This window comes from Sphingobacterium sp. BN32 (assembly GCF_030503615.1).
Classification (GTDB): domain Bacteria; phylum Bacteroidota; class Bacteroidia; order Sphingobacteriales; family Sphingobacteriaceae; genus Sphingobacterium.
The window spans coordinates 2,623,934-2,639,963 of the sequence record NZ_CP129963.1; the positions used below are offsets into that span (position 1 = coordinate 2,623,934).

At 42.2% G+C, this 16,030-nt stretch carries 10 protein-coding genes; 6 read left to right on the forward strand and 4 right to left on the reverse strand.

The genetic code is table 11. The features are described from left to right. The first annotated feature begins 8 nt into the window (after positions 1–8). Both QYC40_RS11100 and QYC40_RS11105 read left to right on the forward strand, forming a co-directional pair. Entirely contained in the window at positions 9–1,400 is a 1,392-nt protein-coding gene (locus QYC40_RS11100) for a RagB/SusD family nutrient uptake outer membrane protein (protein WP_301990313.1), read from the forward strand. Positions 1,401–1,403: 3 nt separating this feature from the next. Continuing rightward, positions 1,404–2,249 (forward strand): cyanophycinase, encoded by an 846-nt coding sequence (locus tag QYC40_RS11105; RefSeq protein WP_301990314.1) that lies wholly within the window; start codon positions 1,404–1,406, stop codon positions 2,247–2,249. A gap of 290 nt (positions 2,250–2,539) precedes the next feature. On the opposite strand, the gene QYC40_RS11110 is transcribed toward QYC40_RS11105, so the two are convergent. Both QYC40_RS11110 and QYC40_RS11115 read right to left on the reverse strand, forming a co-directional pair. Further along, on the reverse strand, positions 2,540–4,378 hold the full coding sequence (locus QYC40_RS11110) for a UbiD family decarboxylase (protein ID WP_301990315.1): 1,839 nt from the start codon (positions 4,376–4,378) through the stop codon (positions 2,540–2,542). A 65-nt stretch (positions 4,379–4,443) separates the two neighbouring features. Then, on the reverse strand, positions 4,444–5,313 hold the full coding sequence (locus tag QYC40_RS11115; RefSeq protein ID WP_301990316.1) for an SDR family oxidoreductase: 870 nt from the start codon (positions 5,311–5,313) through the stop codon (positions 4,444–4,446). A gap of 291 nt (positions 5,314–5,604) precedes the next feature. Between QYC40_RS11115 and QYC40_RS11120 the strand changes: the two genes are divergently transcribed. The 4 genes from QYC40_RS11120 (at position 5,605) to QYC40_RS11135 (ending at position 12,206) form a co-directional block, all read left to right on the forward strand. Beyond that, on the forward strand, positions 5,605–6,843 hold the full coding sequence (locus QYC40_RS11120) for a deoxyribodipyrimidine photo-lyase (RefSeq protein WP_301990317.1): 1,239 nt from the start codon (positions 5,605–5,607) through the stop codon (positions 6,841–6,843). Between the two features lie 192 nt (positions 6,844–7,035). Then, positions 7,036–9,780: a 2-oxoglutarate dehydrogenase E1 component gene (locus tag QYC40_RS11125; RefSeq protein ID WP_301990318.1), complete on the forward strand. Its 2,745-nt coding sequence runs from the start codon at positions 7,036–7,038 to the stop codon at positions 9,778–9,780. Positions 9,781–9,844: 64 nt separating this feature from the next. Beyond that, a complete protein-coding gene (gene odhB / locus QYC40_RS11130) occupies positions 9,845–11,080 on the forward strand; it encodes a 2-oxoglutarate dehydrogenase complex dihydrolipoyllysine-residue succinyltransferase (RefSeq protein ID WP_301990319.1) in 1,236 nt (411 codons plus the stop codon). Between the two features lie 154 nt (positions 11,081–11,234). Then, positions 11,235–12,206 carry a hypothetical protein gene (locus QYC40_RS11135; protein WP_301990320.1) on the forward strand — a complete coding sequence of 324 codons (972 nt, stop codon included), beginning with the start codon at positions 11,235–11,237 and terminating at the stop codon, positions 12,204–12,206. 6 nt (positions 12,207–12,212) lie between these two features. Here the strand turns inward: QYC40_RS11135 and QYC40_RS11140 are convergent, their stop codons facing one another. Both QYC40_RS11140 and QYC40_RS11145 read right to left on the reverse strand, forming a co-directional pair. Continuing rightward, positions 12,213–14,147, reverse strand: a complete 1,935-nt coding sequence (locus QYC40_RS11140; protein ID WP_301990321.1) for an LTA synthase family protein — start codon at positions 14,145–14,147, stop codon at positions 12,213–12,215. 1 nt (position 14,148) lies between these two features. After that, on the reverse strand, positions 14,149–16,029 hold the full coding sequence (locus QYC40_RS11145; RefSeq protein WP_301990322.1) for an LTA synthase family protein: 1,881 nt from the start codon (positions 16,027–16,029) through the stop codon (positions 14,149–14,151). Position 16,030 lies beyond the last annotated feature (1 nt).

Here is a 16,030-nt window from a genome sequence, read left to right on the forward strand (position 1 = left end):
ATTTCATCATGCATAAAAACAAAAATATATCCATCGTTCTTTTGTTCGCTATTGTGAGCAGTATATTCGGATCTTGCACAAAACTAGAACTGAAACCAACCGATTCTATCGACCCAACAAAAGCGTTTCGCAATGCGGCAGACGTAAATATGGGGGTTATTGGTGTATATGCACTTCTAGAAAATAACATGGGGCAATTGAGTTCGACCGTTTCTGACGAAAATATGTATCCCATCGAAAACACTGTTGGAAATTCAGACGCGTTTCGCTGGTTTTATACCGGTGCCAATGGTTCCGTAACATCCTTCTACAATTCGGCTTACAAAGCTATTGACGGCATCAATCGTGTGCTGGCAGCGATAGAGCGCATTAGTGCCGGCAGCGACGATGCACAACTACCAAAATACAAAGGCGAACTTCTTGCACTGCGTGCCTATCTACACTTTGAGCTGTTGAGAGCCTATGCTTCAGGCTATGAAAATGACCAGCTGGGGATTCCCTATATGACGGTTTCAGAAATTAGCTATCCTTCACGCCCGAAATTCCAAGAAGTAATCGCCAATGTGAAGGCAGACCTAACAAATGCCAAGACCTTAATCGAGCCGAGTTTGAAAGATATGACGCGAATGACCAGAACCGCAGTTTCTGCCTTGCAAGCCCGCGTTGCACTTTATGAAAAAAACTGGCCAGAAGCAATTACTTTTTCGACTGAAGTGATTGATGCCCTTCCGCTAGCGACAACGACGGAATTCGCAGATATATGGCTCGACAAGTCGAATAAAGAGGTTGTCTGGAAGTTGAAAAGAGTAGGAACTACCAACTCTAGAATTGGCGATTTCTATTATCGTGAAAGCGGAGATTATGTCTTATATGCGCCTGCTTTTAAGCTAATCAACATGTTTGACAGAACCAATGATGTGCGTTTTGCGTCCTATATCAAATATGCCCCGGAGAGGACAGGAAACAAGTCTAAATACCTAGTCAATAAGTTTATCGGTGGGACCGCGGCAACACCGCGCCTAGTCGACATTAAGCTGTTCCGAACTGCCGAAATGTATTTGATCCGCGCCGAGGCAAAAACGGAAAGTCAAGGAAATGGAAATGATGACCTAAATGTGTTAAGAAAAGCGAGAATTAAAGGCTACAGCAATGTCAACATTAGTAATAAAGCACAATTGCTACAGGAAATTGAAGATGAAAGATTTAAAGAGTTAGCATTCGAAGGACACCGATTCTTCGATTTGAAGCGCAGGAAAAAGAACATTGAGCGGCCAAACGAGGACATCGTAAATGCTTCAGGTGCTAAAACATTAACTCCAAGCCAAGCGCAGTACAATCTTCCGTTGCCGAATTTGGAGATTCAGGTAAATAAAAACATTGTTCAAAATCCAAACTATTAAAAGATGATTAGAAAAAATATCCTATGGATCATTCTTTCGCTCCTGACAAGCCTCCCTGTCTTTGCCGACGGGGGAGCTCCGAAAGGAAAACTATTTATAATCGGTGGTGGTGAACGCGGGGAAGAATTGATTAAAGCGATGATTTCCGAGTCCAACTTAACCCCGGATGATTATATCATGGTCCTTCCTATGTCGAGCGAGCTACCCGTCGAATCAACTGAAGCAATAGCGAAACAATTTCAAGCTTCCGGCGCAAAGCATATCAGCAGCATCAACTTCGATAGAGCGATGACTGCCAATCTGAGGCTTGTTGACTCTGTACGGCGCGCGAAGCTGATTTTTATAACAGGTGGAGATCAGAACAGGTTTATGTCCATTGTGAAGGACAGTGAACTTTATACCGCCTTGCACCAGGCTTATCAGCAGGGTTCGTTAATTGCAGGGACAAGTGCTGGCGCCGCCATCATGAGTGAAAAAATGATTACTGGAAAACCTGCGCATTCGAACAATGACCGCAACCCTTTTGGCCAACTAAAGCATGACATCGTAGAGATATCTGAAGGCATGGGTTTCTTAAAAAATGCAATTGTCGATCAGCATTTTATTGCCAGAAGTCGGTACACGCGACTATTTTCTACCCTAGCGAGCTATCCAAAACTTGCCGCAATAGGTATCGATGAGGGAACAGCTCTATTAGTTTACAAGAATAAAGCAACCGTTATCGGCAAGGCACAGGTTTTAGTTGTTAAAAATCCTAGAAAACTAAATGTCAGCAAAACCGGATATATTTCTTGGGATAAAGTTGACTTTGGATTGTATATCGATAGACAACAGTTCAAGCTGAATTAAGTCACTTCCCTTTCAAAGCCCTTTCAAACCCAATGTAAAACCCAATCAAACCCGTTCTGGAAGGGCTTTGATTGGGCTTTGTATTGGGTGTAATTGGAAGCTATCTAGAACTAAGCTTTAACGATGGAGCTTTATTCCTCGCAAACCGGCTTTCATGTTTGTTAAGAAAAATTAGGAGTGCAGGCTAGACATGGACATTAAACAACAAGAAAATGCCTCCAACTAATCAGCAAGTACCGATTATTTGAAGGCATGAGTATGGAGTTTAAAAGCCTTGCGCTTCTATTTCCTTATATAATTCCGTGCAAAGAGCCGCCTTTGGCGCCTAACTGATCGACGCGGCGTTCAACCGCAGGATCTTTGATCAGATCGGGTGCATGATGCGGTTTTGCTCTGGCGTCGATGATTACCGGGCCGCGGCATCCCCAATGTTTGTATTCGGTAAAGCTATCGATACCATAGATATCGTGAGAAGGATTGCTTCTTGTGAATGTTGTCCAAACAAAGTTATTGACATTTTCGGCAACAAAGCCCGCATCATCGGCAAGGACAATACATTGAATACCGGTCCAGTCGGCTGTTTTCGCAGCATTAGTCCATTCCTCTAATACTTTTGCCTCTTCCGCATAGGTACTAAATGCCTTTCCATCCACGACAACCATACCCGGTAATGCAAGTTTAGCATGTTGGAAAGGGCGCGGAAGATCAAAACCTGCAGGCAAGGAACGAGCAAGTTCACGTTTCTTATCCCCTACCGCAGCGAAGGTCACTTTCGATCCTGCATTTAAACCATCGCCTGTATAGTCCAACGTGTCAATGGTGGTATTGGTCAGGAAGTGTAGATCGCGTGTTAAATCGATGCGTTCAAAAATATGGGTAAAAAATCCTTCAATATCGTGGATATCGAGTTTTGGGTTATCCTCAAAAGCGGAGATGAACAAGAACTTCGCTAAGCTCAGTTGGTTTGTTCCTAAAATTTGGTTAGCAATTGTAAGCAGCTCCTGCGGTCTTTCGACCTTTTGATATGGGGTGTAGCGTTCGCTTCCTATCGCAAAAAGCAGCGGGTGAACACCAGCAGGGTCGACCGCATGAACGGCATGCAAGCCAGCAATCTGCTGCGGGATAGCATTTCCTGTTATTTCGTGGATCAGCGCGCCAAAGCTGGTATCCTCCTGTGGCGGACGGCCCACGACCGTAAACGACCAAATTGGATCTTTTTTATGGTAGACCTTATGCACCTTCATTAACGGGAAGTCATGCACTAAGGAATAATAACCGATATGATCACCGAAAGGTCCTTCGGGTTTATTTTCGTTGGGATATACCGTCCCTGTTATAACAAAGTCGGCATCTGCAGAGATACAAAATCCCTCGTCATCATAAAAATAGCGGAAGCGACGGTTTCCTAGCGTTCCGGCAAATATCATCTCCGATAATCCCTCCGGCAAGGGCATCACCGCAGACAGTGGATGCGAAGGAGGTCCTCCGACGAATATACTGACTTTCAATGGCTTTCCTAACTGATTAGCCTTGGTTTGATGCACACCGATTCCACGATGCAATTGATAGTGCAGACCAATTTCTTCGTTTTGTATATAATCGTTTCCTGCCAACTGAATTCTATACATTCCCAAATTGGCATTCATAATACCTGGTTTCGTGATGTCTTCGGTATAAACCTGCGGCATGGTCACGAAAGGACCACCATCCATTGGCCAGTTTACAATTTGTGGAAGTTCCGCAATGCTCGTGCGGCCGTAAAGGATTGGTGCGTTGGATTTTTTCTTCCAGGGAAGTGCCCCTAGAGCGACCATAGAAGATCCCGCATATCGAAAAGGATTTTTCAGTACCGACATCGGGTTCATTTTGACATCCACCAATCGTTTGACATGGTCTAAGGAGTCCCTGAACATAAATTTCGATCGCTCCAACGTTCCAAATAAATTCGACACTGCCGGAAACTTGGACCCTTTGATGTTTTCGAAATAGATTGCAGGTCCCTGCGCATCATAAACACGCATATGAATAGCGGCCATTTCGAGGTAGGGGTCTACCTCTTCTTTTATTCTGATTAAATGTCCGTTGTTTTCAAGATCAATTACACATTCGTGTAAGCTTTTATAGCCCATATCAATAAAATAGCTTAACTACAAATGTAACGCAAATCAGCTTATAATGGAAATTTAGAACGGCGTTAACCGCCACTAATTACCTGGTCGAGGGGGGTAAAGGAAAAAAGAATAATCTGTTTCCAATGCGAATTATCAATCGGATATTCCCTTTCCATCAATCGTTTAAATTCGATGAGGTCTTCCGAGTTAATATGATAAAACTTCTTGTAGAGGATACTCATAATCGAATGCGGGAGTTTGATGCTCTTTACGGGCGAATTGGGGAATAAATTCTTCCGATATAGTCGAAACATCTCTTGTATGGTCAGCGTATTGGGTCCGCCAATTTCTATAACTTGATTGATAAAGTTTTTATGCCAATCGACATTATAAATCCAGCGTAATAAATCGAGTGCCGAAATGGGGCTGAATTTCAATTTCGCAAGGGCAGAATCGTATGGTAAATATTTGCTATGAAGCACTTGGCGCATATAGCGATCGAGCACACTTCCTTTGCCAATTGCAAGATTTTTGAGCACGATGGTATAATCGATACCACAGGATTCCAGTACCGAACTGATTGCATGAATAAAAGGCTTATCCATCAAGCGCGCAATGTAGAGAATTCTCTTGCATCCGTTGCGCCGCGCTAATTCAATGAAATTCCTGAGCGTTACGATTTCTAAATTTAAATTGACCACTTCCCCTAGATCAGGAACGTGGGTGATATAAATGGCTAAATCGGCATCTTTCTCCAATCTGAATTCATCGAACTCTTTTCCTCTCCTTAAAAGATCTACTTTATTTAAGGTTCCAGTAGGCTCTTCCGTAGATCGGGCGCGGAATAAGTCTACATCGCGCACTAAGCCATGTACTTGAAAATCCTCCTTATTTAAATTACTCATGGCTCTTTTTCCTAAATAGGAATTTAGCCCGGATATGATTACTTCCATCGATCTTCCTTCAAAATCCACAATTACGTTTCCATCTTGTTTCCATTAACAGCCAAGCGAAGACGAATGTTTATTCTTTTTGATAATTTTACAAATGAAAACAATTTCTCGAAAAACTTTCAACTTTCCCGTCGAAAACCGAAAGGAATGAAAGTTATGGAGAGCTAGCGAAAAGAATCGCGTTCGGAAAAAGCATTGTCTACAGCGTGTAAAAATACGGCCTGTACCAAGCGTGGATGGGTTTGATACCTTATATTTGTTTCAAAGCACTATTTGGGGAATAAATTTAAAATGGGTAAGAAAGTTGTATTAGTTTGGTTCAGGAATGATTTACGTTTGCATGATAACGAAGTTTTAGTGGAGGCGATAAATAAATCCGACCTAATTATCCCTGTTTATTGCTTTGATCCACGCTATTTTAAAACCAACAAGTACGAGCAAAAGAATACCGGCATCTTGCGTGCATCCTTCCTCTTAGAATCGGTTTCCTATTTAAAAGAAAAATTGCAAGGGATGCAGAGCGACTTAATGACGTTTGTTGGATATCCCGAAGAGATTCTCCCGCAGCTGTGCGCGAAGTATGAAGTCGATGAGGTTTATCATCACCGCGAAGTTGCCTATCGAGAGACAATGGTCTCGGAGCTTGTGGAAGCGGCACTCTGGGACAATAAAATAAATCTTAAACACTTTATTGGTCACACGCTATACCACAAAGAAGACCTCCCCTTTCCGATCAAAGACATTCCCAACAAATTCAATATTTTCAGAAAAAAAATCGAACGTGAAAGCATGGTGCGCAAGCCTTTACCTGCGCCTTCAGCCATTGCCAGTCCGCAACATTTGGAAGCGACCGAATTGCCTAGTTTGTCGAGCTTAGGTTTTACAGCGGAAGAAATCCAGGCTTTGGAAGGTCGGTCCTTTGAAGGCGGAGAGGAAAAAGCAATTGAGAAACTGGCACAGCTTCTGGATCCCAACTTCACTGATTGTAGAAACTTTACTTATATCTCCCCTTATATTTCGGTTGGTGCTTTATCGCCGATGTTTGTGTATGATGAGATGATTCGATCGAATCTCAGCCAGAATAAGAAACGCTATGAGCGCCTACTCACTGCACTATTGTGGAGAGATTATTTCCGCTTTATGTTGAAGAAGTATCCGAATATCTACTTTAAGCCAAATGGATTCCAAGAAGATAAAAATTTTTCGAAAGAACTGGATTCGGACGCTATCCGCAAATGGATGAACGGTACGACGGGCGAAGAGTTGATCGACGACACGATGGCTCAACTATTACAGAGCGGAAATCTGACCTATTTAAATCGTCGTCTATTAGCGAGTTACTACATACAAGAGATCAGCAACAATTGGTTGTTAGGTGCTTCATTTTTTGAAGAGCATCTGCTTGACTATAATCCGGCTTCAAACTATGGGTATTGGTCGCATGTTGCCGGTGTCGGAACGAGCGACAAAGAGAACGGGGCGAGCAGCTGGCAGGAGCTTGCAAAAAAACTAGAAACACAGAAAGCATAATTATAAATTTACATACTAAAATCTTGTCTTATTTACAACTAAACATAGGTTATTTATTTAAAGTCGACAATTAATTTTAAATAATTAATAATTGTCGAAAATCCCGTTAAAACATTGTATTTTATCGGTATTAAATGAGGAAAACTCTATTATTATTTATAAATTTGGCAAAATTTTATCTTACCTATCCACATGGACAAATTGACATATTTGAGTAATGCCGATTCGAGTTATATCGATGGATTATATCAAGCGTACAAAGCCGATCCAAACGCAGTAGACTTTGGCTGGCAAAAGTTTTTTGAAGGATTTGAATTTGGACAAGGTTCTGAAGGCGTTTCAGGTTCTGTAGATGTTGAAAATGTATCAGAACACGCTTTGAAAGAAATCGATGTTCTTAATATGATTCACGGGTATAGAGACCGTGGTCACCTTTTCACACACACAAACCCAGTTCGCGAGCGTCGCAAATACTACCCTGGCAAAGAGTTAGAAACTTTCGGATTATCAGAAGCTGACATGGACACTGTCTTCAACGCAGGTGTTGAGGTTGGTTTAGGTCCGGCGAAATTGCGCGACATTCGCCAATTGATTGAAGATACTTATTGCCGTTCAATTGGGGCGGAGTTCAAATACATTCGTAACCCAGAGAAGATTAAATGGCTTCAAGACCGTATGGAGGCTGATCGCAACAAGCCGAACTACGATAAGGAAACGAAAGAACGTATATTAAAGAAATTGAATAGAGCAGTCGTTTTTGAAAACTTCCTAGGAACAAAATTCTTAGGTCAAAAGCGTTTCTCTTTAGAAGGTGCGGAAGCCTTGATTCCTGCGCTTGACTCGGTATTGGAAAAAGGTGGAAACCTAGGTATACAAGAGTTCATGATCGGTATGGCTCACCGTGGTCGTTTGAACGTATTGGCAAACATCATGGGCAAACCTTATAAAACTATCCTTTCGGAATTTGAAGGTAAGATGTATGCGGAGGAAGACCCTGAATTGCAATTTGGTGGAGACGTAAAATACCACCTAGGTTATTCTTCGGATATCACAACAGACTCAGGTAAACAAATTCACCTGTCATTGGCGCCAAACCCATCACATTTGGAAACTGTAGATCCAATTGTTGAGGGTATTGTTCGTTCTAAAATCGACATGAAATATGATGGGGACGCGTCGAAGATCGCACCAATCCTAATTCATGGGGATGCGGCTATTGCTGGGCAAGGCGTTGTTTACGAAGTTACTCAAATGTCTAAGCTTGAAGGTTACCGCACTGGTGGTACGATTCATATCGTTATCAACAACCAGGTAGGTTTCACGACAAACTATAAAGATGCACGCTCTGGAACATACTGTACAGACGTTGCGAAGATTACTTCTTCACCAGTATTCCATGTGAATGGTGATGATGCTGAAGCGGTAGTTTATGCGATAAATTTAGCGGTAGAATACCGTCAGAAATACAAGACTGATGTTTTCATCGACTTATTGTGCTATAGACGTTATGGCCACAATGAGGCTGATGAGCCTAAGTTCACTCAGCCGTTGTTGTACAAAGCGATCGAGAAGCATGCTAATCCGAAAGAAGTTTATGCGAAAAAACTTCAGGAAGAAGGTACGATTGACGCTGCATATGCAAAGGCGGTAGAGAAAGAATTTAAAGATTATTTACAATCGCAATTAGACGAATCGAAGCAAACGGACAGCTTAGAGGATGAGGTTCCGATGTTTGGTGGAGCGTGGAAAGGTCTTCGTCAAGCTAAGAAGACTGATATCTTCAGTGAAGCTGTTACTAAAGTTTCTGAGAAAGAATTCCTGACTTTAGCGACGGAGATTACTACACTTCCTAAAGACAAGAAATTCTTCCGTAAGATTTCAAAATTATTCGAAGATCGCGCGGCGATGATCAAAAATGATTCTTACGATTGGGCGATGGGCGAGTTGATGGCTTACGCGACTTTATTGAATGAAGGAAAACGCGTTCGTATCTCCGGTCAGGATGTTCAACGTGGAACATTCTCCCACCGTCACGCGGTATTAACATTAGAAGATTCAGAAGAGAAATACATTCCATTAGCGCAAGTTAATGGTGGTGAGCGTTTCAATATTTATAACTCTTTATTATCAGAGTATGCGGTCTTAGGTTTTGAGTATGGTTATGCATTGGCAAACCCTAGTGCATTGACGATTTGGGAAGCACAGTTTGGTGACTTCTACAATGGTGCTCAAATTATCGTTGACCAATACTTAAGTAGTGCGGAAACAAAATGGAAGCGTTCGAATGGATTGGTGATGATGCTGCCTCATGGTATGGAAGGTCAAGGTCCTGAACACTCTTCAGGTCGTATCGAGCGTTTCTTGGAATTATGTGCAAACGACAACTTAATCATTGCGAACTGTACTACTCCTGCAAACTACTTCCACTTACTACGTCGCCAGTTAGTTCGCGACTTCCGTAAGCCATTAGTGGTATTCACTCCAAAAAGCTTATTACGTCATCCAAAAGTGGTTTCTAAATTAGCAGACTTCACAAAAGTAAACTTCCAAGAAGTTATTGATGACAGCTATGTAAAAGCAGCATCCGTTAAGCGTGTATTGTTCTGTTCTGGAAAGATCTACTACGATCTATTGGAGAAACAACAAGCCGATAAACGTACCGACGTAGCTATTGTTAGAATTGAGCAGTTATACCCTAGCCCAATCGAGCAATTGAAAGCTATCCACAAGAAATACAACAAGGCGAAAGAATTTATCTGGGTGCAGGAGGAAAATGAGAACATGGGCGCATGGCCTTATTACTGCCGCACATTACGTAAAACAGATATCGAATTTACCGATTATATAGCACGTACTGCTAGCGGTAGTCCGGCAACAGGATATATGAAAAAACATGTTGCGCAACAAGAAGCAATCGTAAATAAATCATTCGAATAAACAATTTATTTAACCAGCCGTTGTATCTTTATAGGATAGAACGGCTGGTTTAAAAGAATAACATATGAGCTTAGAAATTAAAGTCCCTACAGTTGGAGAGTCAATTACAGAAGTGACTTTAGCCCAATGGCTAAAACAAGATGGCGATTACGTCGAGATGGACGAGAATATCGCTGAATTGGAATCAGATAAAGCTACTTTTGAACTACCTGCAGAGAAAGCTGGTATCTTACGTATCATTGCACAAGAAGGCGACACCTTAGAGATTGGTGCGGTTGTTTGTACAATCGAAGACGGCGATGCTCCTGCTGCTTCAGGTGAGAAAAAAGAAGAAGCTCCTGCAAAAGAAGCTGCTCCTGCTGCTGCAAAAGCGGAAGAAGATGAAAGCCCAGAAACTTACGCTGCTGGTACTGCATCTCCTGCTGCTGCGAAGATTTTAAGAGAAAAGGGTATTGATCCTTCTACCATCAAAGGTACAGGTAAAGACGGTAGAATCACGAAAGAGGATGCAGAGAAAGCACAAGCTTCTGCGCCTAAGGCTGCTGCTGCAAAACCTGCGGCAAGCCCTGCTCCTGCTGCTGCCCCTGTAGTTGCTGGCTCAAGAAATGAACGCCGTGAGAAAATGAGCTCATTGCGTAAAACGATCGCTAAGCGCTTAGTAGCTGTTAAAAATGAGACTGCGATGTTGACTACGTTCAACGAAGTAAACATGCAGCCGATCATGGACTTAAGAGCGAAATACAAAGATACATTTAAAGAAAAACACGGCATTGGTCTAGGCTTTATGTCATTCTTTACAAAAGCAGTTACCACTGCATTGAAAGAATGGCCGGCAGTCAACGCGCGTATCGAAGAAAACGAAATCGTTTATTCTGATTTCGCAGACATCTCTATCGCTGTTTCTGCGCCAAAAGGACTGGTAGTTCCAGTAATCAGAAATGCTGAATCGATGGCATTATATGAAATCGAAAAAGCAATCGCTGAATTAGCTGGTAAAGCTCGCGACAACAAATTGACGATTGAAGAAATGACTGGCGGTACATTTACAATCACTAACGGTGGTGTATTTGGATCGATGATGTCTACTCCTATCATCAATGCGCCGCAATCAGCAATCTTAGGTATGCACAATATCGTGCAGCGCCCTATCGCTGAAAACGGTCAAGTAGTAATTCGTCCGATGATGTACATTGCATTATCTTACGATCACCGTATCATTGACGGTCGTGAGTCTGTAAGCTTCCTAGTTCGTGTAAAACAACTGTTAGAAGATCCTGCAAGATTATTATTGGAGGTATAGTCTCCCAAATCGAATATGTAGAAAAGAAGCCATCCCAAAAGGATGGCTTCTTTTATTTGTTCCCTATCTTTATATTTGCAGAAATACTGCAATACTCTTAATTCTTAACATGTTCACTAATAAGTACCCTCTTCTAAGCGCCTTCCTCCTATTCATGCTATCAGGATTTATAAACAGTACCCAAGCACAACAGATCGGCTATGCTGTGGATTTTTTGGGCTACGCAGATAATCGTGAGTATCAAGCTCCATATACCGTTCCAAAAACGCTATTTGGAGCGACCCTATCCCCGCATCTTTATTTCCAGCTGGAAGAAAAACATCGTGTTTATGGAGGTGTTCATGTAAATCAGGAATTCGGAACGCATGGGGATAATCAGGTACGTGTCAAGCCAATAGCCTATTACAACTATGCAACCGACCATGTAGATTTTGCTATTGGATTTATCCCTCGTTATGAGCGATTGAAAGATGTTCCGAAAATGGTATTGGCGGATACCCTGATGTACGACCGACCGAATGTGGAGGGGATGTATTTCCAGTATAGGAACAGCAACTTCAAGCAAGCGGTTTACATCGATTGGCTGAGCAAACAAAGTTACACGAAGCGGGAACAATTTGTTGCCGGTATTTCAGGTAAGTATAGCATAGGGAACTTCTATATCAGCAATGACGGTTTGCTTTATCACAATGCTTTAACGAGCAATGACAGCTTGGATGAGCATATTCAAGATAATGCTATTCTGATGTTGAAACTTGGTGTAGACTTAAGCGAGAAGACGTTCTTAGATTCATTAACCATCGATGCTGGTGCGGCCTTTGGATACGACCGACTACGTTCGGAATACGATAATAAAGGAACTGGCTTTATCTCAAACATTCACTTGGGCTATAAGCGATTCTTTGTTGCCAACACGCTATACCTTGGCGATGCTTTAAATCTTCCAAACGGCGACTCCTTTTACCATCGCGATCGTTACGATCGATTGGATCTTGGTTGGATGCCCTTCAAATCTGATAAGATCGAAGGTAAGTTTACTGCTTCCTTTCACTTCTCGTCCGGACAGATAGACAATCAACAGCAATTTACGCTACGCTATAAATTCGGCGGCAAACTAAAGGACTAGGTGGCCTTATTCTGCCGTAAGCTTGTTATGGATCATTCGATTGTTGTACTGCTGGATAAACGCCTCTAAATGTCGTTTCAGCGAATCAAGCGTTTGCGGTTCTTCGTTCATTAAATCTTTCGATAGCGAGGGATCTGTTTTTAAGTTGTGTAATGAACTCGGGCGCTCATTGTCGAAGGTCATGAAGTAATCGCCCATAAAGAAATTGTAGCTCCCTCCGATATTATTGACCAAGAAGTTATCGCGTCGTGGATCAAAGGCATCTGAACCGAAAGCAAAGTATGGTTTATCATATTGCAGGTAATTCAGAACCGTCGGCATGATATCGATTTGTTGGACTAACTTATCCGACAAGCCTTTAAGTTCTCCGCCTGGATAATAGAATATGATCGGAATGGCAAAGAAATTTGGCGCGGTATTGTATTCAGGAAAATGAATCATGCTCGCATGGTCTGCCACGATAACAAATAGGGTATTATTATACCAGTCGCTTTTGGAAGCGGTATTGAAAAATTGGCGTAATGCATGATCAGCATAGCCGATGGGCTCATGAAGCGGCAGTTTGCCTTTCGGGAATTTTCCGGCATATTCTTCCGGAACCTTAAAGGGATGATGGGAGGATAAGGAGAAGAAGCTGCTGAAGAAAGGCTGTTTAAAGGTATCTATCTTTTTCGCCATGAATTGCATGAACGGCTCATCCCATATTCCCCAAATACCATCGAAATCATCGTCATTGTTATATTCGTTCTTTCCAAAGTAATTCTTAATTCCAGCCAACTGCATATAGGCCGAAAAGCCCATGCTACCGTTCGGTGCGCCATGGAAAAACGCCGTTTCATAGCCCTTCTCTCCTAATAGTTTCGCGATGCTCGTCGTTTTATTTCCTGAATAAATCGACAGGACAAAAGGCTCAGCAATGGAAGGAATTCCGGTGATGATAGAAGGCAGGGCATCGATGGATTTACGGCCATTTGCATAGGAACGCGTAAAGGTATAGGATTGTTGGATAAGGGAATCCAGGAAGGGTGTATAGCCCTTGTATTTTCCAGCATCGAGCTCTTTATTGAAGAACCCGATATGCTCTTTCCCGAAGCTCTCCATGATTAAGAAAACCACATTTAAGGGTTTGAATTCCGCTGAATCTTTCGGTTGATGTATAACAGGATAGATGGCCTGTAATTCATTTTCCGGAAAGTAATTTTTCTCTTTCAAGGTCACCGCTTTCAATGTTTTCAGAATGGAAAACGGTGTATTCAACACGATATTCATCTCCTCCGGCGATTTCACATAATCTCCGGCATTGCTAAGTGTGATCGGACGGGTACTATGTGCCCAGCCCCCGCGAACTCCCCCTACAAAAAGGAAAGCCACGATTAACAAAGAAACAAGATGTACGGTGTAGAATGTCCATCCTGTGAATCGCTTGTATTCGATCTTGATGAGGTCGTAAAGCTTGATCAATACCCAGACGATGACCACAAACTCCAATAACAAATACCAATATCCGATTAGGAAATCAGTCATTAGCTTGAACAGGTTTTGCTCATTGGCAAACTGGCTGAACACGGTTCCTGTAGTGCGTTTTAAAGTGAAGGGGTAATAAGCATAATCAATCAGGTTAAGTCCTATCCCGATGCTGTTCGTAATGATGAATACCCACTTGGCGACCTTTTGATAGCTTGCCTTATATTTAAAAGGCAAAGGAATCGCCATCATGAGGATATACAAGCTATTGAGATAAAATAAAGCCGCAAGATCAAACTTTAGTCCACCGCTCATCATGCGAATCATCTCTGAAAAGGTCACATGCGGAAACTGATCGACGTTGTAAATATAGAAACCGACCCGCAGTATCTGATAAATCAGCAACATCATTGCAAAGCGTATGATCAACGCGATATATGGGGCAAACAGTCCCTTGAGGATAATTTTTCCCTTCATTTTAATACTGTAAAAATTGCTTGTAAACCGATTGATAATAAGCTTTAGCGATATTCAAAAGGCTGTCGCTCTTCGCCACAGGATAGTCAGCGCTGGCCTTATAGTTGATCACGTTTCCAACATTGTCGTAGGAAATCGTCTGCTCGGGCGTAATGATCCCAAAAGCATCCTTTGAATTGTAAAAAGCGACCTGCGGGGTCGTTGGATTGAACAAGTCGCGGCTCCATACATAATGGTTGCTGGGTAAGCCGAGTTGCTTCAAAAGGGTTGCTGCTAAATCCGTTTGACTCCCTATCCTCGATATCTTCTTACCCCGATATTCAGGCTTAATTACTTCGCCGAACATCAGCAGTGGGATGTGGAAACGATTTGGATGTGATATTTCGTATTTCTCAGCAGGAAGACGATGTCCATGATCGGCAATCATCACAAACAAGGTATTCTTATACCAAGCTTCTTTCTTAGCCTGCTGCACGAAATCATTCAGTACGGAATCGGTATAATAAGCAGTACTTCTAAACTTATTGGCGTTATTATCGGAGCCAAACTTATAGGCTCCTTTTAACTGAAAAGGCTCGTGGTTAACCAAAGTAAATATGCTGCTGTAGAATGGCGTTTGCTCTTTTTGAAGGTCTTTGATCATGCGGTTAAGAACGACAGCATCGGTTACTCCCCAGGATACCCTTTCTTCTGTTGGCGAGAAATTCGCATTGTCGACAACGCGCTCTACACCATGGGTTAGCATGTAGGATTTAACGTTATAAAACTCGCTTTGCCCACCATGATAAAAAGAGTTATGATAGCCCGCGGAATCCAACTCTTGCATAAAAGCATGCATGTTCTCGTGCTTGCTGATGTACTTGATTACGCTTTCCGGTCCCTGAGCGGGGAATGCACTAAAGGTGCCAATCACCCCTTTATCTGAACGATCAGATGCCGAATAAATATGATCGAAGAATACGCCTTCTTTGATAAAGGTTTCCATATGTGGCGTTATCCCTTTTTCGCCTCCCATCGATTCGACTAGGTCGCCTACAAAACCTTCTAACAGCACGAAAACAATATTAGGCCTTTGAGTGGTCAAAATGTTGACAGTCGAATCCGGGTTGCTAGCAAAGACAGGTTGAAGGTATTTCGAGAGGTCCTCACTGTCTGGATAATATCGATATGGAGACTTCAATAAGGTGCTACTTTTGAAATAGTCACGCAGGAGCGCCCATTGGGTGCTTACCGCTGCATGATTGTTAAACGCCTCTTCCGAATAATATGCTTTACTTGGATTTAAAGTCGCACGGCCATAACCGCCACGTATAAATGTAAAGATGATAAATGCGCCAATAAGAAGGCGAAGCCCCATACCCCAATAGGTTCGAATATTTCCAAACGCTTCATTTTTGAAAAGACGTAGATAGAGATAATACGAGCCGAAGATGCCTAGGAAGATGCCTAAAATAGGGAGAAAGACTGGCGTAGATTCTGCGGATGCAATAGCACCGGAAGGAGATGCAAAGAATGCATCAATTGCACGCTTCGAGATCTTATCGCCCCATTCCCTATAAACATTAACATTAATAAAAGAAACGACAAAAAATAAGATAAGAACAACTAAGGTGTAGATATCAAGTGCCTTACGGCTGAATTTCCATTTCTTAACGAAGGAAATTAAACAATAAACTAAGAAGGGTAATGCGCTAATATAAGCGACAGTCGACAAGTCGAGGCTTAAGCCATGATAGAACATCCGGAATATTTCCTTGCTGCTCGCCCCTCCAATCTTATCAAAAAAGACGGTAATAAATATTACACGGTCGATAAAACAAATAAGTAGCCAAAAACCAAAAAATCTAACAAAGGCTTTTAGCTCATTTACAACATCTTGCATG